This window comes from Paenibacillus sp. FSL K6-2524, from assembly GCF_038005525.1.
Classification (GTDB): Bacteria; Bacillota; Bacilli; order Paenibacillales; family Paenibacillaceae; genus Fontibacillus; species Fontibacillus anaericanus.
Genome location: NZ_JBBOSP010000001.1, coordinates 1953534 through 1978818 on the forward strand (window position 1 = coordinate 1953534; position 25285 = coordinate 1978818).

At 38.9% G+C, this 25285-nt stretch carries 24 protein-coding genes and 1 pseudogene; 12 read left to right on the forward strand and 13 right to left on the reverse strand.

The annotated features are described in order from the left end of the window. Positions 1-134 precede the first annotated feature (134 nt). The 4 genes from NST85_RS08625 (at position 135) to NST85_RS08640 (ending at position 3265) form a co-directional block, all read left to right on the forward strand. Entirely contained in the window at positions 135-1019 is an 885-nt protein-coding gene (locus NST85_RS08625; RefSeq protein ID WP_127192379.1) for a hypothetical protein, read from the forward strand. A gap of 159 nt (positions 1020-1178) precedes the next feature. Continuing rightward, positions 1179-2267 carry a 3-phosphoserine/phosphohydroxythreonine transaminase gene (serC, locus tag NST85_RS08630; RefSeq protein WP_127192378.1) on the forward strand — a complete coding sequence of 363 codons (1089 nt, stop codon included), beginning with the start codon at positions 1179-1181 and terminating at the stop codon, positions 2265-2267. A 111-nt stretch (positions 2268-2378) separates the two neighbouring features. Then, complete coding sequence (gene trmL, locus NST85_RS08635; RefSeq protein ID WP_127192377.1) at positions 2379-2843, forward strand: tRNA (uridine(34)/cytosine(34)/5-carboxymethylaminomethyluridine(34)-2'-O)-methyltransferase TrmL; 465 nt, start codon at positions 2379-2381, stop codon at positions 2841-2843. Between the two features lie 176 nt (positions 2844-3019). Continuing rightward, positions 3020-3265 carry an AbrB/MazE/SpoVT family DNA-binding domain-containing protein gene (locus NST85_RS08640; RefSeq protein WP_127192376.1) on the forward strand — a complete coding sequence of 82 codons (246 nt, stop codon included), beginning with the start codon at positions 3020-3022 and terminating at the stop codon, positions 3263-3265. A 329-nt stretch (positions 3266-3594) separates the two neighbouring features. On the opposite strand, the gene NST85_RS08645 is transcribed toward NST85_RS08640, so the two are convergent. Further along, positions 3595-4662, reverse strand: a complete 1068-nt coding sequence (locus tag NST85_RS08645; RefSeq protein ID WP_127192375.1) for a phosphodiester glycosidase family protein — start codon at positions 4660-4662, stop codon at positions 3595-3597. After that, positions 4659-5069 carry a hypothetical protein gene (locus tag NST85_RS08650; protein ID WP_127192374.1) on the reverse strand — a complete coding sequence of 137 codons (411 nt, stop codon included), beginning with the start codon at positions 5067-5069 and terminating at the stop codon, positions 4659-4661. Before NST85_RS08650 ends, NST85_RS08645 begins: the two co-directional genes overlap by 4 nt. A 437-nt stretch (positions 5070-5506) precedes the next feature. Between NST85_RS08650 and NST85_RS08655 the strand changes: the two genes are divergently transcribed. Then, complete coding sequence (locus NST85_RS08655; RefSeq protein ID WP_127192373.1) at positions 5507-6796, forward strand: aminotransferase-like domain-containing protein; 1290 nt, start codon at positions 5507-5509, stop codon at positions 6794-6796. Between the two features lie 107 nt (positions 6797-6903). On the opposite strand, the gene NST85_RS08660 is transcribed toward NST85_RS08655, so the two are convergent. After that, positions 6904-7659 carry a DUF2161 family putative PD-(D/E)XK-type phosphodiesterase gene (locus NST85_RS08660; protein ID WP_127192372.1) on the reverse strand — a complete coding sequence of 252 codons (756 nt, stop codon included), beginning with the start codon at positions 7657-7659 and terminating at the stop codon, positions 6904-6906. 39 nt (positions 7660-7698) lie between these two features. On the opposite strand from NST85_RS08660, the gene NST85_RS08665 reads away from it, so the two are divergent. Together NST85_RS08665 and NST85_RS08670 are read left to right on the forward strand one after the other, a co-directional pair. Beyond that, complete coding sequence (locus NST85_RS08665) at positions 7699-7920, forward strand: hypothetical protein (RefSeq protein WP_341189073.1); 222 nt, start codon at positions 7699-7701, stop codon at positions 7918-7920. Between the two features lie 14 nt (positions 7921-7934). Continuing rightward, on the forward strand, positions 7935-9830 hold the full coding sequence (locus NST85_RS08670) for a PrkA family serine protein kinase (RefSeq protein ID WP_127192371.1): 1896 nt from the start codon (positions 7935-7937) through the stop codon (positions 9828-9830). Between the two features lie 105 nt (positions 9831-9935). Here NST85_RS08670 and NST85_RS08675 read toward each other — a convergent pair whose 3' ends face one another. Both NST85_RS08675 and NST85_RS08680 read right to left on the reverse strand, forming a co-directional pair. After that, positions 9936-10910 (reverse strand): aldo/keto reductase, encoded by a 975-nt coding sequence (locus NST85_RS08675; RefSeq protein WP_127192370.1) that lies wholly within the window; start codon positions 10908-10910, stop codon positions 9936-9938. Between the two features lie 152 nt (positions 10911-11062). Beyond that, a pseudogene (locus tag NST85_RS08680) lies at positions 11063-11698 on the reverse strand (SpoVR family protein); the annotation flags it as partial. Positions 11699-11799: 101 nt separating this feature from the next. On the opposite strand from NST85_RS08680, the gene NST85_RS08685 reads away from it, so the two are divergent. The 3 genes from NST85_RS08685 to NST85_RS08695 are packed head-to-tail and all read left to right on the forward strand — an operon-like array spanning position 11800 to position 16506. Beyond that, positions 11800-13329, forward strand: a complete 1530-nt coding sequence (locus tag NST85_RS08685) for a hypothetical protein (RefSeq protein ID WP_341189074.1) — start codon at positions 11800-11802, stop codon at positions 13327-13329. Positions 13330-13331: 2 nt separating this feature from the next. Next, positions 13332-13883 (forward strand): ABC-three component system middle component 1, encoded by a 552-nt coding sequence (locus NST85_RS08690; RefSeq protein ID WP_341189075.1) that lies wholly within the window; start codon positions 13332-13334, stop codon positions 13881-13883. Between the two features lie 13 nt (positions 13884-13896). Further along, complete coding sequence (locus tag NST85_RS08695) at positions 13897-16506, forward strand: AAA family ATPase (protein WP_341189076.1); 2610 nt, start codon at positions 13897-13899, stop codon at positions 16504-16506. Between the two features lie 16 nt (positions 16507-16522). Here NST85_RS08695 and NST85_RS08700 read toward each other — a convergent pair whose 3' ends face one another. Both NST85_RS08700 and NST85_RS08705 read right to left on the reverse strand, forming a co-directional pair. Continuing rightward, the gene (locus tag NST85_RS08700) at positions 16523-16897 is read right to left on the reverse strand and encodes a BC1872 family protein (protein ID WP_341189077.1); all 375 of its coding nucleotides are present in this window, start codon (positions 16895-16897) and stop codon (positions 16523-16525) included. Between the two features lie 182 nt (positions 16898-17079). Further along, positions 17080-18540, reverse strand: coding sequence for a recombinase family protein (locus NST85_RS08705; protein ID WP_341189078.1), 1461 nt, complete (start codon positions 18538-18540; stop codon positions 17080-17082). 114 nt (positions 18541-18654) lie between these two features. Here NST85_RS08705 and NST85_RS08710 point away from each other — a divergent pair, with 114 nt between their 5' ends. Next, complete coding sequence (locus NST85_RS08710; RefSeq protein WP_341189079.1) at positions 18655-18897, forward strand: hypothetical protein; 243 nt, start codon at positions 18655-18657, stop codon at positions 18895-18897. 201 nt (positions 18898-19098) lie between these two features. On the opposite strand, the gene NST85_RS08715 is transcribed toward NST85_RS08710, so the two are convergent. Then, positions 19099-19443: a helix-turn-helix domain-containing protein gene (locus tag NST85_RS08715; protein ID WP_341189080.1), complete on the reverse strand. Its 345-nt coding sequence runs from the start codon at positions 19441-19443 to the stop codon at positions 19099-19101. Positions 19444-19486: 43 nt separating this feature from the next. Between NST85_RS08715 and NST85_RS08720 the strand changes: the two genes are divergently transcribed. Next, positions 19487-19633: a hypothetical protein gene (locus tag NST85_RS08720; RefSeq protein WP_341189081.1), complete on the forward strand. Its 147-nt coding sequence runs from the start codon at positions 19487-19489 to the stop codon at positions 19631-19633. 230 nt (positions 19634-19863) lie between these two features. On the opposite strand, the gene NST85_RS08725 is transcribed toward NST85_RS08720, so the two are convergent. The 5 genes from NST85_RS08725 to NST85_RS08745 form a co-directional block, all read right to left on the reverse strand. Continuing rightward, entirely contained in the window at positions 19864-20253 is a 390-nt protein-coding gene (locus NST85_RS08725) for an Imm41 family immunity protein (RefSeq protein ID WP_341189082.1), read from the reverse strand. A 691-nt stretch (positions 20254-20944) separates the two neighbouring features. Then, entirely contained in the window at positions 20945-22510 is a 1566-nt protein-coding gene (locus tag NST85_RS08730) for a recombinase family protein (RefSeq protein ID WP_341189083.1), read from the reverse strand. Beyond that, a complete protein-coding gene (locus tag NST85_RS08735; RefSeq protein ID WP_341189084.1) occupies positions 22497-23990 on the reverse strand; it encodes a recombinase family protein in 1494 nt (497 codons plus the stop codon). Before NST85_RS08735 ends, NST85_RS08730 begins: the two co-directional genes overlap by 14 nt. After that, complete coding sequence (locus NST85_RS08740) at positions 23987-24187, reverse strand: hypothetical protein (protein WP_341189085.1); 201 nt, start codon at positions 24185-24187, stop codon at positions 23987-23989. The genes NST85_RS08735 and NST85_RS08740 overlap by 4 nt, the downstream gene beginning before the upstream one ends. A 516-nt stretch (positions 24188-24703) precedes the next feature. Next, entirely contained in the window at positions 24704-25285 is a 582-nt protein-coding gene (locus tag NST85_RS08745) for a hypothetical protein (RefSeq protein ID WP_341189086.1), read from the reverse strand.

The window sequence follows — 25285 nt, forward strand, 5'->3', positions numbered from 1 at the left end:
TACTGTTAATTGCTTAACGGTGTCTGGTTGATATCGAGACATACGAGGACCCTGGTACTTTGAATCTGAAGGCCAGGGTTTCTTCTGTGAATTTATACATGATTAATGCAGAGAGATCGAGAGGGAAGCTTGCTATGGCATATCAACTAAAGAATAAACAATTGGTAATTGATATTGCGGAACCTGGAGATTATAAGGGAAGCCGTTTTGATCATAGTGGATTTATTACGAGAACCACTCTTCTTGAGGGAAATCATAGCTTCTGTGTGCCGGAGAGTTTAAATCCGGCGCAGGGGACTGGGGGAGTTGGTATATGCAATGAATTCGGATTGTCAAAAGCTATTGGCTACGACGAGACAGAAGTAGAAGAGAAATTTCCGAAGGTTGGAGTAGGTCTCCTTTCAAAAACTAACAATGAGAAATATGATTTTTCCGAAAATTACCCATTGGATCCATTTGACATTTCTGCTCTGCAAAAGGATTCCCAGAGTATCACTTTTACGGTATTACCCAAGGATTGCCGGGGATTTGCTGTTATGCTGGTTAAGACCATTTCAATAGAAGGAAACAGGTTGACGATAGATTATTGCCTCCATAATATGGGGACAAGAATTATTCGAACCGATGAGTATGCGCATAATTTCTTTGGTATTGACGACCATCTAATGGGTCCGGACTATGTATTGAAATTTCCAATTGAACTGAGTCCGTGGAGTGATGATGAAGAGACGATGGATGTTCTTTCTTTTCACGAAAAGGAAGTGCGATGGAAACTAGAACCTGAAAAGGAGTTTTATTTCCGTATAAAGGGCTTTGAGGCAGCGAGTTATCCTTGGATATGGGAATTACTTCATGAACCTAGCCGTACTGGAGTGCGTGAACTTAGTAAATTTACAGTTTCTTCCGTTGCGGTATGGGGGAGTAGACATGTTGTATCTCCGGAAATGTTCATCGAGTTGAATCTTGCTCCAGGGGAGAAGAAGAGTTGGTCACGCGTATATGAATTTTTCACGGAATAAAACGAAAATACTTTGACGAGATGATGCGTTAATGTGTCAATTCTGCAAACTGTGTTTTTTTGATGCAATATGCGCTTGCTGGAAAAAAGAATAGTTGCTATGATTATGCTTATTGTAACTTCGAACTATATAATACAATTGGAGAGAGGATGGGAGATTATGAGTAAGAGAGCTTATAACTTTAATGCCGGACCGGCTGCCCTGCCACTTGAGGTACTGGAACGTGCTCAAGCTGAATTCGTTGATTATCAAGGTACAGGAATGTCAATCATGGAGATGTCTCACCGTGGTGCTGTTTATGAAGGAGTTCATAACGAAGCTTCAAGTCGTCTATTGAATCTACTTGGTAATCCTGAAGGTTACAAGGTATTGTTCCTACAAGGTGGAGCGTCAACTCAATTTGCTATGGCTCCAATGAATTTCTTGACCGAAGGTAAGACTGCAGGTTATGTGAAATCGGGAAGCTGGGCTAGTAAAGCCATCAAAGAAGCCAAACTAATTGGTAACACTTTTATCGCTGCATCCTCTGAAGAGAACAAATATATGTCGATGCCTGACGTAAGTAATCTTGTGCTTCCTGAGAACACAGCATACTTGCATTTAACTTCTAACGAAACAATTGAAGGAACTCAGTTCCATGAGTTTCCGGACACGGGTAACATTCCACTGATTGCCGATATGTCGAGTGACATTTTGTGTCGTCCGTTTGATTTGACTAAGTTTGGTCTTGTTTATGCAGGAGCACAGAAAAACCTCGGTCCATCGGGCGTAACGGTTGTGCTTGCTCGGGAAGAATTGTTGCAAAACTCTCCAAGTCATATTCCAACAGTTCTACGGTATGATACGCATGCCGAGAATAATTCCCTGTATAATACTCCACCTTCTTTCGCAATTTATATGGTAAACCAAGTATTGAAATGGATTGAAGAGCAAGGATCTCTAGATGGCATTGAGAAGAAGAATCGTGAGAAAGCAAATCTTCTATATAATGCAATTGATGAGAGCTCCGGATTTTTCCGCGGCTGCGTAGATGCTACAAGTCGCTCGACAATGAATGTTACATTCCGTCTTGGTTCCGAGGAGTTAGAGAAACAATTCATTAAGGAATCGGAAAAAGAAGGATTTGTCGGATTGAAAGGTCATCGCAGTGTTGGTGGGCTTCGTGCTTCCATCTACAACGCGGTTCCATACGAAAGTATCAAAGCGTTAGTTGATTTCATGAGTCAGTTCCAAAAGTCGCACGGATAAGAGGACTATTTCCTCTTCTGTGGAATTCAGGAGCCTTTCGCTGCTTGACAGCGGGGGGCTTTTGCTTCGTAGGAAGCATAATCTATTTATTAAGGTGAGGTGCCCATCATCATGACATTACACATTGTGCTAGTAGAACCGGAGATCCCGGCGAATACTGGAAATATTGCAAGAACGTGTGCTGCAACTGGAGTACACTTACATCTTGTTCGTCCACTTGGTTTTCGTACGGACGATGCAACTTTAAAAAGAGCTGGACTTGATTATTGGTATGCGGTGCAAATTGAATACCATGATTCTTTTGCCGAAGTTGAAGAGAAATATAAGGATAGCCGATTTTTCTTTGCATCAACTAAAGCGGAGAAGCAATATTCTGATTTTGAGTTCAAGGACGGAGACTTCTTTGTCTTCGGTAAAGAGACGAAAGGTCTGCCAATGGAAATTTTAGACGCTCACCCGGAGACCCTTATACGATTACCGATGACGGATAAGGTTCGTTCGCTAAATTTGTCGAATTCTGCGGCGATTATCGTATATGAAGCTTTAAGACAGTTAGATTTTCCGGAAATGCAGTGATTGTAAGACGATTTGCATGAGAATCTACATTTTTAATGGTAGATAATCTTGTGAAAAAATAAAATTTGTCGAATTGTAGCAGGAATATCACAAAAAATAGCGAAATGTTATAGTGATATGGTTTCGTGTATTTTAAGTAATATCATTATATTTATCAGAAGAGGTGTACGTTTATTATGAAGCCAGCTGGTGTGGTCCGCAAAGTGGATCAACTGGGAAGAATCGTCTTACCCAAATCATTGCGCAAAAGATACCAAATGAACGAAGGGGATCCTGTCGAAATTTTGGTGCAGGGTGATCATATCATCCTGGAAAGATACCGTCCTAAATGCGTGTTCTGCGGCTCAATGGAAGGCGTTAGTGAGTTTAAAGAACGCTCCATTTGCAGTCAATGTCTTGCTGATATGACACAGTTAGTCTAGAGGTAAATTGATGGGAGAGTGGGAGAAGTATCCGAAGTTACTGTCGGGTGCTTTTTTTACGTTCTTATGCATAATAAGATGGGCGTACAAGAAATAAGCTTCCCTAGGCGGGAAGCTTATTTTCATAGACCTTTTGTTTTATCGTCATTATAGGACGAAGTCAAGATGCCACACAGAAACAAGACAAATACCAGCGCAATGATCCAAAACGTTAATGAGAAGGACAAAGCTGAACACCTCCAGGATTTGTTCCCCTATAGTATACCTTTCTCTTCATAAAAAACAAATCCCATTATGATATTTTTCGTAGACAATTTAAATTACCTATGTTACTTGAAAAATAGAAAATGAGTGGGAACCGGACGTAGTGCGCCATCGGAAGGGTTGTTGATTATCCGTCCATTCACTACTAGCGATGCGGAACCGCCCCCATCAAGGTTATACGCATCTTTAACGCCAAGCTTCGATAATCTGCCTTGAAGCTCCTCCAATGTGGCTCCAGAACTCCCACTCTCATTGTAGCCATCTACGACGAGAACTAGTAATTGATCATCTTTGTAGTTCCCGATGGCCACACGTGGTGCACGAAGCGGAGAAGTCTGCCACTTAAGAGGGATGGTGGTTTTCTTGCCGTCTTTAAGTAAAATGGGAACGAAAGATGCTCCAAAGGAGGGATCAAGTTTATCTAGGTCCGCCTGCTGCTGAAATTTACCACCGATTAACTTCCCCGATGAATTCATACCAACAAAGAATAAATCCTTGTACGTCGGCTCAAATCCAGTTAAATACTTGCCGTTCATTACGGTAGTGCTAAGTGGATAACGTTTGCCACCAGCATCTGCAAACCCTCCTGCATTGATTCCCGCAACGGCTCCGTACCGATTCACCGCTTTCAGCGTTGTTTCAGATCCACCTAATTTGTCATTGCCAAGTGTCATTTTCATAGCCTTCGGTGATTTAAGCTTTATTTTCATAGCGTATCCTTTATAAGTACCTGGATTCACCTTATATAACTCAATCCTAATTTTATCACTATCGATAGTTTGAAAAGGAGTACCTAGTTTCGAAGAGATTCGGTCATTATAAATATTCCCGGGACGATCTGCGGCCTGCTGCGTCAGTTTGACGATTGAAGTCATGGTTGACGTGGTCTTATGGTACAGTTCAGCTGTTGTTTGAATCGAAGAAATAGTCGATTGGGCCATAACCTCAGCTTGACTTAGACTTTCTGCGATAGTTCCTGTTGTAGTCAAGATGTCACTTTTAGGTGTAATGACTTCCTGCTGATGGTCCCAATTAATTATGGAACTACTAATAAGCAGAGCAATGAGAAGTCCCAGTAAAGGGGCACTTGCTAACAGGAAAAAACGGTTAATTTGTTTGACTGGCGTATTCATTTAAGTAAATCCATTTGTTTTTGCAGCTTGGAAAGCTGTTGTTTTACATCGCTTAATTGGGAATACAACTTGTTGCTATTATCCGTTTTATCGCTTGTATTATCTTTGGTAAATGTGAGGAGTTCATTAAAGGCTTCAACCTTACTTTGTAGTGCTCCAATCTCTCCAGACAAGGCTGACAATTGGGCAGCGTAATCTGCCTTCATAATTTGTGTCTGTGCTTGCCACTTGGCATCTAATTCCTCTATCATCGATTTTTTTAAGTGATTGCTATATAGGAGGGTAGCGGCTATACCAGCACCGATCAATAGAATCCAAATGAGTAATACAAGTTTTACGGGGGCCTTTTTTGTTTTTTTGCTGCGGGTTGATTCGGAAGCCATCGTAGGTTCCGTATTGTAAGACATGAAATCACCTCTAGTATTTATTTCGAACTAATATTTTAACATGAGGATATTTGTAACGCAAAAAAATGAGAGATTTTGTAGTCTATTATCAAAAAATGCAGAATTATTCCTTATTCTACTAAAAGTACGTGTTCAAAAAGTCAGGTTTTCAGCACCAAGAGCTTATGCTTACGATGCTGCTTTTTTTCAAAACGCTTCAGAAGGTTGAATAAAGCTAGGGACAGAGGAGCGGAGCGTAGGCAAAACCTCCGTGAGCACCGAAGGTCCCGGCTGAATTCAAGATTCGCTGTCGAATATACTCCTTGATTTACTTCGTGATCAAAAGATGACTTTTTGAACAACCTCTAAAAATATGGTAGAGAGATATGTTTGCTGTGGATATTTGTCCTGCTGTACAATCGCCATAAATGAAGTAATCGGAAGTGGGTGTGAACATCGTGGAGGCATGGTTAAGGGAGGTTGTACGGAAATTACCACCAGAGTTTAGATTAGAGGTTAATACATTTCTTGATGACGGAGACTTCATTTCATTTGCAGCGAGCCGAGGAGATGGAGGAACGACCTCTTGGATTGAGCTGGAAACTGAGGCAAGAGAATCGATGTTAGGGCAAAAAGGAAGAGGGAGCAGCGAGCAGGAGGCAATAGAGCTTGAGAGATTCTCACGGGGATATCTTCCTTTAAGGGAATGGTTATCTAAGACATATGCTGAAGCGGAGGGAGGACAGGGGGAGGGACGAAATGATCCAGACCATTTGCTGCTGGTAGAAGACGCAGGGGAAGCACTAAGTTTATTATTTCGCACTCTGATGAATCCAGGTGACGTGGTGTTGGTAGAAACACCTGCTTCGCCAGAAGCTTTGGCACTACTAAGCTACTATGGAGCTACAGTAGTCCATGTAGCATGTGATGGGGCTGGTATGTTGTTAAAGGAATTACGCAAGCAAATAAGTGTACACAAGCCAGTACTTTTGTACGTAACACCGTATTACTCAAATCCTTCCGGTTCCGTATGGAGTTTGGAGCGTAAAGTTTCATTACTAGAGATATGCGAAAGGAACGAGCTGTGTATTATTGAAGACAATACGTTAGGTGTTATTCCTTTTATATCATCTCAGGGTGTCTCTGATAAGAAGGTTAAAGGAACTACTACACAGTCATTATATGAGCTACAGCAGGCGCATGAAGGTGGAATCGGGAGGCAAGTGATAGGTGTCGGGTCGTTTGAAGGCACGACGTTTCCTGTTTTACCGTTAGCTTGGATTCGCGGAGAGCGGCAATGGATCTGGAGTTTATTGGATGAGAGTCTCATGTTGCCAGCTTCTCAAGAGTTCTTCGATAGGCAGCGTCTACTTCATACGCTGTTGGAATTACCGTCTTTCTCTTGGCGTGAGCATGCGGTGAAGGTGCAGAAGGAATATGCGGTCAGGCGTCGACTGACGCTGGAATTGATGAGTGAGCCACCTTGGGAGGGAACCGAGGTAAGCGATCCGGGGGGCGGGCTCTTCCTCTGGGTGCACCTGCCAGAGGGATTGTGCCCTGAGGCGTTGCTACGCGCAACGCTGCTGGAAGGCGTAGCATTTGTGCCGGGAGGCCGCTGCTACGCAGGAGAGCCGGATAGCAATGCGATCCGGCTTACATTTGCAGCGCACGGCGAGGCGCGCCTGCGCCAAGGCATGGCCGTGATCGGCGAAGCCATCACGGCGTTCACTGCGCGCGCCGCCGATTAAGGCGCGCTCTAGATCCTAGCGCCGCGCTATTCGCGGACGGCGCTATAATCGCACCTGCGAGCCGCCGAATAGGCGGGCGCCGCGGGTGCTAACCCTAAGAGCCGCCGTCAAGCCTTCGGCGGCCCCTGCACTTCGGCGGCGGTTGCTATCCGCTGCCATCCCACTACGACGTCCGCGTATTGCGAGAGCGCCTTCACGCCTGCTGGCGTTAAGACGTAGCGCCCGCGGGCGATGCGGCGGAACCAATCGTAGTAATTATGCTGCAGAATAGCAGCAGCAGTACCGATCCCGCTCTGATCACGAATCTCGCGCGGACTCATCTCTACACCAACCTCAAGGGCCAGAGCTACACGCAACGCTTTCTCACGGTATGCCGTCATGAGCTTGGCACCATAGCTACCCCCAACGTTGTAATCACCGCTGCGTTCGTTAAATTCACGTACTACACGATCTGACTTCTTCTTGCTCACCTTTTGCGACTGTCCATAGGTGATTTCACCAGGCGAGCACAAAACATCGACAAAGGGTTTCTTTGTCTTGAACAGGGTAATGGCAATCAGCCCTAACCCGAGCCGGCGGCATAGTCCTGTGATTTCACCCCAGCGTTGGTTGTGAGCTCCCTTTTTCGACCTATTACGTTCAACTGCGAGATACACCTCTTCGCTTAGCTTCTGTCTCTCGAGACCTTGAAGCAACAAGGGAAGGTTAAATGTCTTCTTCATCTCAACAATGAGGGGGTAAGGATTGCCTGGGCGAGTTCCGACCAGATCGCAGTGTGTGATTTCAGCTTTGATCGTATAACCCCGTTCCTCAAAAAAAGTTTTAAGTGGGGCATATAATTCTGTTTCATGCTGTACAGCCATGAGAATCTCCTTTTATTCTTTCTTATCTCAAATTATATCATGCTTCCCACTGTAGGGTCTGCAACAGCTGATTTTGGTTGTGAGTCGAAATCAAATCCAATTAATCCAATGAGACAACCTAAGGATCTGAAAAAATGGTCAACTTCTCTCGTCAAGCCGCATAGTTATGTAATACACTTTTCACTTCAATTTAAGCTCCATCAGTTTAGCACGGATCTCATCATTCGGGGAGCCGCGATATGCTTATCCAAGCAGGAGTAAAGGAGGTACCTAATATGGACATTTTTGATCGTATAGCGGCTTATCGGGCGGAAAGCGATTCATTGGTGTGGAACGGCACTTTCAAGGATTACCTTAACTTGTTGACCAAAGACCCTTCACCGGCTATGACTGCCCATGCCCGGGTGTACGAAATGATCGAGTCTTATGGCGTCGAGGAAGTGAATGGCCGGAAGAGGTATAAATTTTTTGAGCAAGAAATATTTGGTCTGGATCGGGCGATTGAAAAGTTAGTCGAGGAATATTTCCATTCGGCTGCTCGGCGATTAGATGTACGCAAACGAATTTTGTTGTTGATGGGACCTGTAAGTGGCGGTAAGTCGACTTTGGTTACATTACTTAAGCGAGGTCTGGAAAAGTTCTCCCGAACGGAAAAGGGTGCCGTGTATGCGATTGCCAATTGCCCCATGCATGAGGATCCACTTCATCTAGTTCCACATGAGCTTCGTCCTGAAGTAGAAGCATCTCTAGGTGTGCGAATTGAAGGTAATTTATGTCCTGTATGCCAAATGAGATTGAAAAATGAACATGATGGGAATATCGAGAATGTCATGGTAGAAAGAGTGCTGTTATCCGAAGTTAGCCGTGTAGGTATCGGGACTTTTAGTCCTTCAGATCCCAAGTCGCAAGATATCGCTGATCTGACAGGAAGTATCGATTTCTCTACGATCACAGAATTCGGCTCAGAATCCGATCCTAGGGCCTATCGTTTTGATGGGGAGCTAAACAAAGCAAACCGTGGGCTTATGGAGTTTCAGGAGATGCTGAAATGCGATGAGAAATTTCTGTGGAACCTGCTATCTTTGACGCAGGAGGGGAATTTTAAAGCAGGCAGATTTGCCTTAATTAGTGCGGACGAATTGATCATAGCTCACACGAATGAATCGGAATACAAATCCTTTATCGCGAACAAGAAGAATGAAGCTTTGCAATCCCGGATGATCGTTATGCCCATTCCATATAATCTTAAAGTATCCGAAGAAGAAAAAATTTACGCTAAACTGATCGGCCAAAGTGACATGGACCATATCCACATCGCTCCACATGCGTTACGTGCTGCAGCTATCTTCTCGATCTTGACTCGGCTTAAGGAAACGAAGAAGCAGGGAATGGATTTGGTTAAGAAGATGCGGTTATATGATGGTGAGGAAGTCGAAGGTTACAAGGATGCAGATTTGAAGGAATTACAGAATGAGTATTTGGATGAAGGTATGTCGGGTGTTGATCCTCGTTATGTCATTAACCGGATATCTAGTGCGTTAATTAAGCAGGATCTTAAATGCATGGGGGGGCTCGATATTCTTCGGGCGATTAAGGACGGTCTAGATCAACACGCTTCGATTACGAAGGAAGAGCGGGAACGTTATCTAAACTTTATCAGTATTGCCCGTAAGGAATACGATGATCTAGCGAAGAAGGAAGTACAAAAGGCGTTTGTTTACTCTTTTGAAGAATCAGCAAGAACGTTATTTGAGAACTATCTTGATAATATTGAAGCATTCTGCAATTGGACTAAGATTCGCGATCCGCTTAGTGATGAGGAACTAGATCCAGATGAACGCCTTATGAGATCCATCGAAGAGCAGATTGGCGTATCGGAGAATGCAAAGAAGGCGTTCCGTGAAGAGATTCTGATTCGTATATCCGCTTATTCACGGAAAGGTCGTAAGTTTCAGTACGATCATCATGATCGGTTGCGAGAAGCGATCGAGAAGAAGTTATTCGCTGATCTGAAGGATATTGTCAAAATCACAACCTCAACCAAAACACCGGATGAGAATCAGTTAAAACGCATTAATGAGGTCAGTAAACGTCTTATGGATGAACATGGTTATTGCCCTGTGTGTGCAAATGAGTTATTACGGTATGTGGGTAGCTTGTTGAACCGTTAATTGACATCAATCCTATAATGGAATTAAAAACAGGTCCTTCCTTACGATTAGATACCGTGGGGAAGGGCCTGTTTGGATTGTTAATAGGGTATGAAATAATACTCCTTATGGCAAGTTTCTACCTAAGGAACTGGTATAGAGCGAATACCATTCGCTACGAGTTAGACGTAGTGTAGTCGCATCTTTACAAGCACGAATACGTGAAGGGTTAATCGTCCCAATAACAGGTTGAATACCAGCTGGATGGGTCATTAGCCAAGAGAGTACAACGGCTTCGGTAGTCGTGCCTTTCTCTTGAGCAATCTTCTCAACAAGCTTGGCCGTATTGACGACATGCTCAGGTTGTCCTTCTAGGGAGCGACCAGAGAATAACCCTTGGGCAAGTGGACCCCAAGACTGAAGTTGAATATTCTCCATTCGGCAATATTCCATTGTGCCTTCAGGAAATACATTGTCTCTTGCGGCTTCTTGATTGACAGATATAGCGGTATCTACGAAGCCCGTCTTGAGTAGACTCATCTCTAATTGATTGGCGATGATAGGCTCATCACAGTAAGCTTGTAGTAGCTTAATTTGACCCTGACTCATGTTGGATACACCGAAGTTACGTACTTTACCAGATGCCTTGAGCTGTTGAAAGGCGCTAGCTACTTCTTCAGGATCAACAAGAGGATCAGGACGATGCAAGAGTAGAATGTCGAGATATTCCGTACCGAGACGTTCGAGAATACCATCAACACTACGTAAGATATATCCTTCTGAAAAATCAAATTGATGTGGGTTGTTGTCGTCTGCAAAGCGAATCCCGCATTTGGATTGGAGGATGATTTGCTCACGCAAGCTAGGTTTTTCTTTCAAAACATGGCCGAAGACACGTTCTGCTTTGCCTCTTGTATAAATATCGGCATGATCAAACATATTGATCCCAATCTCAAGTGCTGTTTCGAGCGCTTCTTGGCCTTCCTTGTAATGCTGCTCCGTAATGGGAGTTTGACTATCCCAGTCTCCGCCTAGTCTCATACATCCGAGCACGAGTGGGCTTGCTTGAATGCCACGACTCTGTAATGGAATCGGTTTCATTTGATATGCCTCCGTTAGTTGTAGATTATGAAACTAATGAATGTGTCTTAGTTTATTATAACTGGAGATTGTCCCGAATTGGAAGTAGTGAACAGTAAAGATCCCGGACTCTAGTCATAGACTTGAAAACCGGGATCTTAATATGAAGTCCTTTACATGATCTTGCGATAATGCTTTTCACCATCGTAACTGAACAGTGCTTTCTTTTTTTCGACAATCGTCTCTAAATGAACTGTCTTACCCCAGAGACGATATACATGAGGAAGAGTGCGTTCCAAGTATTTTAAATCAAGCTCGATTCCTTCGTATTGATGTTTGAGGACCAATTCTCCGCTTCGGAGATGGTCTCCATCCTGGACTACGATATAAGGAGAACCTCCGTTGACGCGTGATGCAACAAGCTGGTCGCGAATATTCTCCCATGATTTATCGGTGATCTTCCATTCGGGACCCTGTTTCTCAAATACATAGAGATCGAGATCAGCAACTAATTTCTTCGTTAGGTAACTGCGCAGAAATGAGGTGTCACAATCCATCTCTCGTACCTCGAATATCTTCTCTCTCCCAAGTCCTGGTTCACGTCCTAGACGACGTTTTTCTTCCTCTGTAGGATTATCCCAACGTCGCTCGATATCTTCAAATATTTTGAGCCCCAGATAATATGGATTAAGACTTTGCTGAGAAGGTTGAACGACAGAAGAATTGAGCTTGGCGAATTCTATCGTTTCTTCACTGGTCAGATCTAGCTCGCGCAGGATACGCTGATGCCAGTAGGAAGCCCAGCCCTCGTATTGCTAAGGTGCTAAGATAGATTTTTATAGTATTTAGGTAATATTGGAATTATAATCGAGTGGGTAAGGAAATATTTACAATCGTAGGGAGTATTGATATGACCGATGTGATTCAAAAAGCGATAAGCGTGCTATACGAGGAATTTAAAAATAGAGATGCGATGTCTTCTTTTAATGGTTATTACTATCAATTTGAACTTACTTTGCTGCATTTGTTAAAAGAGTCCTACGATGTTAATGCTTTTGACGATAAAATCACGACTCCAACTTATTATGAGGTAGAAAAGATAGAGGATTACATAAAATATTTTGAAGATTCACAAAGTAAGTCTATAAGGTTTGCGCAAATGAAACATCATGAGAATTATGCGGGTGAAAGTAAGTATCATGATGCTATATTATGGTTTTATTATATATACCTTAGACTCGAAATAATGCAAATACCTGATATAGACTATAAGTTTATAATATTTTTTTGCGACAAGGCAAAGAAGGATAACAAAGAAGTTGCTAGTACACTATGCAATGCTTTGGAGGACCATAAATTAAAAGAAGAACAGTTACCCGATGAAAAACGTGGCGCGTCACTATATGCTAAAATTATTGAACTGGAAAATCAGTTAGTATGTACTGAACCTCGTAATAAATTTTGTGGGATTTCAAGATACATAAAGACTCCAAACATTACTGACATTATTAATGAGGTTCAAGAGATATTATTTAGTCGATATAATGCCATGAATTCTCGATATAATAGGGAGTTCTTACATGCTGCTGCAATTACGAAACTGATTGAGGATGCAAGAAATAAGAAAATCATTGAATTATCAAGCTTAGATGAATATTTTGAGAAATCCATGAGTTATGTTAACCAAGAATACTATAAGCATAAAATAATGCAGTTAATAGAAAGTATTAGTGAGGCGTATATTAATCAGGTTTTTGAAACTCATACAGGTTTTTTTGGAATGTTGCAGCCAATTACAGAGGAAGATAAAGGAGTATATCTTCAGATTACTCAGGATCTAAAGTGGTTTTTAATTAGCCAATTTGAAGATGGAAATTACCGAAAATCGTTTCTTTATACCCTAAGAACCGACCCTAATGAACCGCTTGAAACAACTTTAGACGAATATGAAACATACTTAAAAAATAGAGTTCAAATAGCTAGCTTTTTTGCTAAGATCATAAAAATCATGTTTTTTTACATAAAAACAGTGAAGAAAAGCATCAAACTTGAGGAATGGTTTCAAATCACTAATTCATATTGGTTGTTCGCCTATCCTGATGAAGAGAGGGGATTTGGTGTTATTTTTGGGGACCCCATTGAAAGTGATTCACTTCTATCTACATTAGGATATTTAAGAAATAAATTTTCGGCTGAATCGATGACACCTGCAGTATGGTATCTTGGGAGGTTGCTGGAGGGATCACATACTGTCAAAGCGTCTACATTAATACCGTATAAAGGGGATATTACTAAATATCGACGGCTTAACGGCTTAACGCCCTGCAAACCAGGTCAATATTTTGCTGTTCAGTGTCTTGGGTGCCTTAAAACAACAGACTATGCTGAAATTAGTAACGTATCTAATATTTTTAAAGCTAATTGTTTTATGGAGGGATAACAATGCGAGAAAAAGTTGAATCATATTTAAAAGTAAATGGTTTTAATTTATTGAGTTCGGATTCAAAGTATTTCAAAGTCTTAAGTAAATTGTCTGTAAGTTCGGTATTCATTAGCTCAGAAGAGAATGAAATGTTTCTACTCGAAGAAACTAGTTCAATATTTACAGAAACGGAAATTAATAAAATAGTTGGCGAAATAGCGGGACTGGCAATTTATTATCCCAATGAAGCGTTAACTTATAACATCAACTTAATATTAATCTGCCCAATAAAAGTAACAAGCATAGATCAAGAAATATACAATAAAATAATAAGTTTTGAAAGGGATAAATACTATTGCAAAAAATTCATTATTAATAGCTTAAATAAATCTTTCCAAGAAGAATTAGATATATTGCCGATAACACCAATTAATCTTCAATACAAGGATGGCTTTAAAGGGTATCAGGGTCTAAATGATCAACTTATCGATATATTAAATGATGATTTGTATCAAGAATTGATAAGTGAAAATCCTCCTAAACTGCGAAAAGTGATGAGTTTGCTATCCTAAAGGAGCGAAAAAAATGAAACAAGGATTTTTAATTGAGAAAGTATGTATCACAAATTTTCGAGGATATAGTCAAAAGGAGTTTGATTTATTTCCAAATAAAGATAGTAAACAGGGAATTGTTTTACTTGGTGGGGCTAACGGATATGGAAAGACATCGTTTTTGGATGCAATTGAATGGTGTCTAACGGGATCTGTTAAAAGATTGGAAAATGAGTTGCGTTTACGAAAAGAAACATCAAAAAAACAAAAGATAGGAATTTTGCGCAACACATTTTGTTCAAATAATGAAGCAGTTAGAGTAAGTATTGTTGCTTCATATAAAGATAAAAAGGTGTTGTTAACCAGATCATTTAATGAGAATGACGACAGTTTGGGATTAGGGCAAGGGCATTCCAATTTTTCGATTCAAGTAGAGGGTCTTACAATAGATGGAGAGTCTATAAACGATTTTTTTGGCTTTTTTAACAATGATCTAAATATTGATTTAGCGAAAACACTCTATCAGCGTTTTGTTTGTTCTTTTGATAAGAATTTGGACTTATATAAGAAAGGGAGAGCAGATTTCTACGAAATGTTTTCAGCCTTTTTTGGTGGTACAGACGAAATAGAACAGATCATTAATAATCTTGAGGGTTATGAAGAAAAAATAAATAGAAAAAAAATAATTCATCCTGGATTAATAAATGAATTGTCCCAAGATATAATTACCGAGAAACACGAAATCACAAAAAAGGAAAAAGAAGTTGCTCAAGCAGAGGAACAGTACAAAAATTCATTAAACCAGTTATCAAATCAATCAATAAACGTAAACTTGTCGAGATTACCACGGGAAAGAATGTTACAAAATGATGCTAATGTAGAAAATTTAATAATGAACGGTGGCCTAAATAATAACATAGGACTCATTCGAAATAACGTAAGTGAGTATAGTTCTTTATTGAGATATATTGATATTAAATCCTACGCAAATTATGTTTCTAATCTGAATAACCAATTGAAAAAACGGTTTGATCTTCAATATTTTAATGATGAGTTATTTGAATCATTTATAGAAAAAGAAAATATAATTAAAGACCTTCAAGGGTTAAATAGTTCAATACTTCAAAGTAATATTAATTTCATTGAGCAAGGACTTTTAGATCTGAAAAATACCAATAATCAAATAAAAGACTTGCAAGTTGTTAGAGATCTGAGAGAAAGATTTACTCTTCGAAGCGTTACTGTAGAAGAAATAAATGCAATAGAAGAGCTGTTCAAAAAAAGAGGTAACTTAAAAAATGATTTGAGCCGTTTTGATACGGATAATTCTACTATGAAAGCTCTTCACGCAATTATTGATCATCTTGAAGATTACAATCATATTAGACAGAATGGTAACGATAGTTGTCTATTATGTGGTAGTGTGTTTTTTAAGACTAGTACGCTTGGATTAGAGGCAAGGAAATTACTTGGTGATATTGATTCAGTTAGATCTTCACTTGTACAACAAGATAAAGAATTGAGTACAGAAATTTATACATCTTTTTCTAACTTATTTAATAAGGTTACCTTACTTTTAAATGATGAACTTTATAAAAGTAAACAACAATTAAGTCTTCTAAAGCAAACTGATAAAATTCAAACAGCGTGCACGTATTTTAACTTAGAATTCAGTAGTATCACTTTGGGCCAACTAATGCAAAAAAATAGGGAACTTCAAAATCAAAGTGATTACACTTTTGATCCAAGTAGGTTTAGCGAAGATATTAGGCAGAAAATTCTTACAATTGTTAATCATGATAAGGAAATGATGGCAAATTGGCGTGCTTATTCTTCACTTAGTATTGAAAAAAAAATTCAACTTACTGAGCAATTTGTTCTTTTTGCTGAGAGAGAAGAAGACAATTTAAATAAGCGCTTTAAACTGAATGATATGGTCACCTTAGAGAAAATTAACACGAAATATGTAGTTGAAAAAATAGGTGCACTAAAAGAGTTGGAGAAAGCATTAGAAAGTGACCAAAGCCTAAAGGAAGCAGAAAAAAAGTTCATTCAGTTAAGAGATAAACTTGCTGATCTTACTCTGAAATTTGAAGATAAGAACAATAAATTAGGTGAACTGAAAAACATTCTTAAGAGACTTAAAGAACTTAGAAGTCATTGGGATACAGAAGTTGTTAGGCAATTAAATGAGCCAATGCAAAAGATATACAGAAGATTGAGCAGACATAGTAATATTCAAAGTATTTCTCTTTCGAACGACGGACGAACTTCTCAAAAGGCAAGTTTACTTGCTGTGTTAGATAAGAAAAAGCAATTTAATATTTCTAACATTTTAAGTGCAGGTCAATTATCTGTGGTATCTTTATCTATATTTTTGACTATTGCAATGGGACAAAGAAGCCTTCCATTCAAATGTTATTTTATGGATGACCCAATCCAGTCCATGGATGATCTTAATATTTTATCTTTCGTAGATTTATTGAGGGTTGAGTATAACGCAAAGGATAGCTTTTTTGATCAACTTTTTATCACAACGTGTAATGAAGACCTTGAGGATCTGTTTGGTCATAAGATGAATACATTTGATGTAAACCTCTGTCATCTCCATTTTGAGAGTTATGGTGATTTTGTAATAAAGTGAGTCGCTATATAGCGACTCATTTTATTACAGATATTCCTGAGTGTTTTAATGCAGACATGCAAATTGCATCCTGCAAAGTTTCCGCACAAGTTGTTGATTTTACAGCGGGATGTTCAGCGCTCATGAAACTACATGAATAATTATTAGTGGATATAAAATTTATCTCAGCAGATACCCTATCATTTAATAGTTTTTTAACTATTTCTAAAGCGCGGTTTTCACTTTTAGAGAAATTCCAAAAACCAATACTATAATGGTGTTTGAACCAAATAATACCTTCATCGGAAACTAATTCCTCGAAATTCATTACATATCTACCGATAAGCAAGTCCTTTTCGAAGTGGGATAGTTGCGACCAATTAATATCCACTGTGCCACCTACTTTCGCCAAAAGTTTAGTACAAGTTTTTACTAAAACTTTACTAGCTAAACGATGTTAATACCACATTTAGATATATATGTAATACTAGCTATTCAAATTACCTATCCTAAATACATACTCAGACATATTCATTCAAAACAAATAACGCTAACGTTTCTTTATTAAGATGCTAATTTTCTATAAATTCATAATTAAATTATCTCCAACTCTATATCCAGCTCCCCCTCCCCCAATACCGTCACCTTCGAAACCAACGTCCGAAGCAGCACCTTAGCCTCCTCAACGGGAAGCGTATATATCGCATCAAGAACCGTCTTAATCTTGCTTTCAATCATCTCCTTCAACTCTTCTAGATGCATCTTCTCTCCCTGTACACTCAAACTCTTATTCTCTTGAATAATCCGTTCCATCCGTTGCTTCTCCTCGTTAAGATCCTGCAACTCAATCAATCCAGCAGTATAGGCTTCGACCTTTCGTTTATATCGATTTTTAGCTGCTGTGATTTGTTGATCCCCTCGGTTACTTTGGCTGTTGCGAGCTTTTTCGATGAGATGAGGGACCAGTTCTAAACTTAGAGACTTAGACAACTTTGCTAACCCTTCCAGAAACCAAGACTCCACTTCGTCAGCTTTATACTGCTTACTTGTACATGTTCCTTTGTTCTTATTCGCAGAGCAGCGGTATACACGGTAACGTCTGTCTCGCGAGCCTGACCAGCCGATGCTCATTCCAGAACCACAGTTCCCACATTTCAAAATGCCACCGAGAAGATGAGGGCTGGTCTGGGCGCGAGGGGCTATACTCGGTCTGTTCATTTTGGTTTGCACTCTCTCCCAGGTGTTCTTATCGATAATGGTGGGTAGACAATCGTCAATTACGATCCAATCCTTATCATCCTTTACGGTTCTTTTCTTCTTGCTTGAATCAACCCGATTCCATATAAAAGTACCTTTATAAACAGGATTGCTAAGAAGCAGCTTAACAGAACGAATGGACCACTCTTTATTGTGCCTGGAAGGGATACCTTGTTCATTCAATTGCCTGGCAATAGCGAAGAATCCATATCCTTGGTTAAGGTATAGATCATATATTTGGCGAACTATTTTTGCTTCTGGTTCATAAATGACTAAAGCTTTTTCTTCCAACCGATAACCGTATGGACTTTGAGTAAGCCACTTTCCCTGGTTGGCAGCATGGAACATATTATCTAGGACACGTTCCCGAATACGTTCGCGTTCGAATTCTGCAACTGCACCGAGTACTTGAAGGGTCAGACGACCAGAAGGGGTATTGGTATCAAATGATTCACTTATTGAAATAAAAGCGACTCCATGTTGTTGGAACATATCAATGAGTGTAAGTAAGTCCAGTAGTCGGCGGCTCATCCGATCTAACTTAGTGACCATGACTTTTGATATTTCGCCGTTCTCTATGTATGTCATCAACCGCTTGAGCTGAGGGCGGTCTGTGCTTTTTGCCGAGTAACCATCATCAATGAATAAGAGGACTTCGTCTGACCATCCCATTGCTTTGCAATAGGCTTTAAGACGCTCCTGCTGCTCATCAAGGGACACGCCCTCACGAGCTTGTTCATCGGTGGATACACGGCAATAAATCGCTACAAAGCGGCTTGCGTTGCTATCGACATTCATTAGCTGTTCCCCCTGATGAACTGGTCCTTTATTCTATGCATCAAAAATTAGATTTACGATTATAGGGTTGTCCGCGCCTTTCTTCTACATAGGTTGTATTAGGGGGGAGATGCGATGGACCTGAAGATCCGTTTTATTATCAATACTCCTAACCAGCAGATCTCCTTTGGTGATTTAAAGGAAATCGATCATTCCGAAACATTAGAGAAGTTAGCGGAACACTTCGCTACTTGGGAGAAGACGCTAAAAGAGCGAGCTGCCGAACATCTACTTATAGAAACCGTTGGCTCGGAACAAGCAAGTGGCTATCGAATTAGCTTTGTTCAAAAAGAAGAGAGTCTACCCGACGTGGGATAGACTCTCCTTTTTCTGCAAAGCAATGGGTCAGGTAACGCAACGAAGGGGAGTCAACCTATTGCAGGTTAGACTCCCCTTTAGTTCGGACATTATTCACGGTAGTAAACGCATATTTATGAGTATGAAACTGTTCCTCTTCACCATTATAAATATTTGTTCATTTTGATGAATAGATTTTTATGAACATGCACATATTACCAACTACAGAGGGTTAGTGGAGTAATGTGTAAGGAAAACTTCTGCTCCTTCTTCCACACATCGAAGCAGGTATTCAGCAGCGTCAGGTTTATACTCTTGCAATGCAAAGAGAAGTTCATATACCCTTTCAAGCCGCAGTCGTAGTTCATCATTGTTGTCGGTAGGATATGAGACAAGAGTAAGGTCTTTCTGTAGATGTTCCAAAATACTAAGTGTTATGTTCTGGGTTTTCCCCGTTTCTAGGTTTGAAAGATACCCTGAAGATACGCCGAGCTCATTAGCATAGGCATTAAGACTAATCCCTCTTTGAGTGCGGATTTGACGAATTTGTTTACCGATTTCCTGCATCACATAGCCTCCTAAAATCAATTACTAGAAAGGAATTGAGTTCATGAAAAAAAGGTACCAAGAGATTAAGGATGCCCAGATTCAGTCTGTAAAATACGTAAATGATCCCGCAGCGGCTAAACAATATCACGATTTGTTTCTAGAGGTAGTTCAGCGGATTATTGAAGATGAAATGAATCAGTGTAGATAGGAGTTATAACGTAAAGGTTATTATTATAACTTGTTTATCGATGAGAGGGCTTGTTTTTAAAATATTGGCACGCTAAAGTGATGAAATGCGGAGATTATTGAGCTCGCTGCTGTTAGCGAGCTCTTTTTTTTGATTTGGCTATGTTAAATCTTAATGTTGTTTTTAGACCAAAAGAAAACCGCCTTTTGAAAAGGCGGTTAATTGAACAAACTATCGTGTCTCGTTAGAGTTCAATTATTTTTGTGTTTAGGGTTTATTAAATATTCGTCATACAATTCTTCTTTAAAAACCTTACCACTGAAGTATCCCAAGTATACAAATTCTATTCTTTCGATATAGAGATGCAAGTTGCTATCAGGGATGCCTTTTGCCTTATACGAATCTTTAGGGTGAAAATGCCAAAGAAAACTACTCATTATAAAAGCATATGTTTTACTCAACATGAGGGCTAAATTTCTATCCAAGTCATTTCGATTTGCAGTCTCTTGGGTAATATCCACTATGCAGTTAAAATAATCCCAAAAAGCATCTTGATTGAACATATCCTTCTCATGTAAGTGGTAAATAAAACTACCTTCCTTACCTTCATAGTTATTTTTCAAAATTTCAACAGCATTCATTATTTCTCTACACCACCTTACAAGTTTTCAGCAAGAAGAAGTCGTTCGTCGAAGATTATTATTTGTCTTATTTACAGCGAACAGGCAAGAAACAACCAGCATAGTTTTCTTCGACGTTGTGTTCTTGTATTCCTTCAAGCCAACAATTTTGTAGTCCGAATACATCCACGTCCAAGAACGTCAGAGAAAATCTTCTTCTGACGATCACACCATTTTTGTTCGGAGTAATCAATTATCAACAATAAAATTTAATGTAGCCTTTGATTTAAATAACGGGAGTTTTTGTAGCGAGTTTGAACTAAGTCAGAATACCATTAAGTTCAGAATTTATATTTGATTTTAAGTTTTGATTAGAAGTTGAAATATGTGAATTAAGAATATGATTGAAGAGTACAAGCTACCTCCTAATTAGGAGCTCATTAACTGGTGAACATGTAAGAATTACGAATGTCCCTAATTACCGAGAAAATTTATTTATTTTAGGAAGTAACACCCTAATTACCGAGAAGACTTTTCATGATGTTTTTACTTAGGTGGACAACCCTCAGTTTCCCAGTAGACAAGCCTATTCAAGGCTTTTTCTAGGCTTCGAGGTACGGAAAGGGATCCCTTTCCGTACCTTGAAACCTAGAGTGATATTAAACTTGTCCCAATAACCGAGAACCCAATAACCACGCGCAAAAAAGCGGCCTTAGTTTATAAAGCCGCCTATTAGTACAGGATTATCGTTTTCTAAATTAATACGTGCTGTTACATCATAGACAAGGTCAGAGCCAATTTCAATTCGTTCAAACAAATACAATACAAGTCTTCGAAGGCGAGGGTCAATTTCTCCATCGTACTCCTCCATAATAGTAGTTACCAGTAAATTTTTCATGAGTAGAAAATCAGATTCAACGTTCTCAATATAAGAAATCTTAAATTTCTTCTCATTGATTGATTTTTGTGAATTATTAATTTTCTCCTTTAGTAAGATTCGATATCTTAAAAAGCTGTTTTTTAATTCTTGTGGTTTGTTGGGAGCTAAAGAATGTAATTCTACTTCCGTTCGGCGGATCTGCAACGTAAATTCTTCTATCATTATTTCAAGTTCTATTATTTGTTGACTTAATTTATCAACTTTTTGCTTTAGGTTGACAAGTATCTCCTCATGTATGTCCTTATGTTGAGTAGAGAGATATTTTATTAATACTGCGGACATTTCTTCCTCAATAAATCTTTTATGAACCTTATTCTTTTCGAGTCTAAGGCTGCATGCTTTATTCTCGCAATAGTAAATTGAGTTTCCATTTGGATTACCGTGATACTTGTTCTTCTGATTTTTACTTTTTAAAGGCATTTTGCAATTTTTGCAAAACAGAATGTCACGCAGGAAGAAGGGGGTTTTGAAATTTTTCGGAGATACATTACCTTTTCTTTTTGAGCGATATGTTTCATAACAATGTTCCCACACTTCATATCGAATAAAGGGTGTTATTCTTTCACAGTATCCCATAATCCACTCTTCTTTGTCTGTAAGTTGTCTGTGGCTGTTAGGATGAAAACGCTTTGCTGTTAGGTACCCAGCATAAAATGGGTTTGTAATAATGAGTTTCACATCATCTTTAGTCCAATCACGACCATGAAAACTTTGTTTTTTTAAAGACAAAGCTATTGAATGAAAGCCTTCTCCTTCTTGATACTTCTTAAATATATCCTCTACAATTTCCTTTTCATCTGGTAAGACCTTAAAGGTATACTCATCAGGTGAAAATTCATATCCGAAAGGAAGCTTACCACCACGATAAATACCTTCTTTAATCTTTTTATAGTGGTTATCTTCGGTACGCTGCCTAATGGCGTCGGCTTCATATTTACTGTAACCGTCTTTCAATAATTCTCCAAGAAGATCACCTGAGTTATACAAATCTCTAGTGGAACACATCACTACTGGGATTTTCTTGCTGTTAAAAAATCCTCTGATTTTTTGATGTTCCATTGCGTTTCTTGCTAGCCGAGTGTGATCGTAAATTATAACAAAGTCAATTTCAGCAGTTTCAAGGTAGGTCAACAGCGCTGTAAGGCCTTTGCGTTTTGCCATATTTTTTTTAACAGCGGAAACACCTATATCCACAAATTCTTTAATAATTTCACAGCCGAATTCTTTCGCTAATTCATTGGCCCAGTGAAGTTGAGTATCAATCGTTTGTTCTTCGGTTGAATGGCGACCATAAAATGCTCCTTTTTTTCCTGGTAGTAGGACATTATGAATATTCAATAAAGATTTCCTCCGATCCTTTAATGGGATGTTTCAAATATAGTTTTAATCCTTCATGGGTAACAAAGGTAGACATAATGATATTGTTAAGTAATTTCAGACGTTCATTATGTGATAAATTCTTTAATGCATCGGTGAATTTAGATTTATCTTTGAACAAGTTGATTTGTTCAGGCAACTTCTTAAGTTGTTCTATTGTAAGATATAACTGTTCCTTTTTACCCTTAACATGTTTAAGTTTAAGTTCTATGGTCACTAGTTTATTTTCTAATCGTGATTTTTCATGAACATTATTTGTTCCCATTAATCTTGTTACATTATGAATAATCTGAGTATTGAATAGAACAATGATCTGGTCGAGTCTATTAGATAATATTTTTATTTTATTTACGTTTTCATTGGAAAATTTATTATAAAAATCCTCACCGTATTCGGATAAAAGAGAGAAAAAATGACAGCAACATTTATCGAGAATTTCCGATTCAACATCATCACTTAGTAATTTGATTTTATGTGCTTTACATTCGTAAACTCCAACCCAAGCCTTTTTTCGCATACGCATAATAGGTGTGAGTGGTTGTTTGCATTCATCGCAAATAATAAAGTTTTCAAGTAAAAATGAACCCATCGGTCTCTTATTACGTGATTTTTTAGATTTTATATTTTTTAAAATTTCTTGTGCTCTGTACCACTCTTCTACGGGTAGCAGTGCATAATCTTTACTAGCATAAGTGTGAAGCTTTCCTTTGAAATTCATTTGACGGATGCCCATATACATGGTATTTGATATCATATCTTCTATTGCCTTCACTTCCCACACTGGGTTGAATTTTTTGCTTTCTTTTAAGCGTAGTCGCTGAATATTATGTTTTTTTAAGTAAAGTTTTAAATCGTTTAGAGTAGCGTGCTTTTCACTTAACAATTCAGAATAAATAAACAAAATATCCTTCTTGGCTTCAGGTGGTACATAGATTTTGCCCGAATCTTTATCCACTAGATATCCATAAGGTAGGACGCCTTTATGTTTCCCTTGCTCAAAGGAAGCAGATCTACCTTCACTTATTCGAAGTTTTATTTGCTCCCCTTCATGCTGACAAAGACCCGCCATAATCAATTCATAAAATTCTCCCGTTTCATCGTACCGCATGGGAGCTTCATTAGAGGTTGTGAAGTGAACCTGGACGTTATACTTTTTTAATACCGAATAAATTTCCATATACTCTATAACATCACGAGCAAGTCGATCGCGTTTATAGATAATTAAAGTATTAAATTCACCTTTTTTTATGCCTTCGAGAATCTGGTTGAATTTACGTTTTGTAAGAGGCGTAAGTTTAGCTGAGACAAATTCGTCACTGATTTCTTTGTCAATTAACAGCATTTTTTCAGAACAATATTGCATTGCATAGAACTCTTGTGTAGAAACAGAGTCTTCTTGCAAATCAGTTGAACTGCGATAATAAGCAACAGTTTGAGTCATATGGATTCATCCTTATATAAGAGATTGTCTTCATAATTATTTATATGATCTTCTGAACACATATTTGCTGATTTTTGAATAAGCCCATCTGTCAGAATTTCTACGTACAGTTCGAACCATTTCTGAGCTGCTTCAGGATCATGAACATAACTTATCGAACGGATTTTTAGTTTTTTGTCATTAATCGGTCTCTTCATAAACTATCTCCTTTTAAGTGTGGAAAGTGATTACAGAATTTCATAAGGGATAATATGGTCTTTTATTACAATCTTTATTCACATATGTGAATAACAATATATATACGTGAACATGGCCTTTAAATTCTAAGGAACTGAGAGGAGTTATTACTAAAATGAGAAACCTGAAAACAACGATGCCAGCGTTGTTGTGAATAGTGATTTTGAGAATGATCAACATAGAAGGACAACAAAATAAATGAACATGAGATTAATGAAGTACGTCTATAGAACCTTAATAAAAGTAGAAGGTTTAAGCGAGAGAAACAAATGAATAGTTCGGGGGAAAGAGGTGAATGTAGAAGTCACAGCGTTAAGTATTGCTGATAATATAAAAGAAGCCAACCACATACGGTTGGCTTCTAGGGTATTCATTGATCATATACATTTGCCTTAAAGTACAAATTTATCATTTTCACTACAGCGTTTTTAACAAAAAGGAAGGGGTAAAGCATCTATCTCTACATGGAAACTGATTTATTGGGAATTACTGGACTCTATATTTTCTTCATTTATTTTATTTTCTTTAGCGACCTCCTCTTCGTTGCGATCCATAGATTTATGGTCCTGAGGATCAGACTCATTTTCATGTGCACCTTCTTCTACTGTAAAGGTTTTAGTTGTCTTCATACTCTTAAGGGTTCTTGTTTTTCTCGTTTTGGGCTTTGTTTCATCGGGGCTACTCAAAGTATCCATCACATTCTCATTTTTATCTTTCATTTTTCTTGAACTTGATTTCGATGCCTTACGTAAGAGTTCAGCTTTCTCTTCTTTAAGTTTTTGAATCTGAGATTTTTGATTCTCGTTGGTGCGTCTGAGTTTCTCATTCTCCTGCTGCAATAATTCGTAGTTATGCGGTGATTGTTCGTTTGAGTCGAAATTTTCAGTAATTGCGCCTTCATCTTGTGTGGGGAATTGTTGTAGGTATTGCTGCATTTCCTTATAGGTTTCCTCGAAATAACTATGTACTCGTTTTCCAAAGTCGTAATACAGTTTGGCCTGACTTTCTTCGATTTTACTCAGAAATTGTTTTGGCGAAATATGCTCATTGCTTTCCAT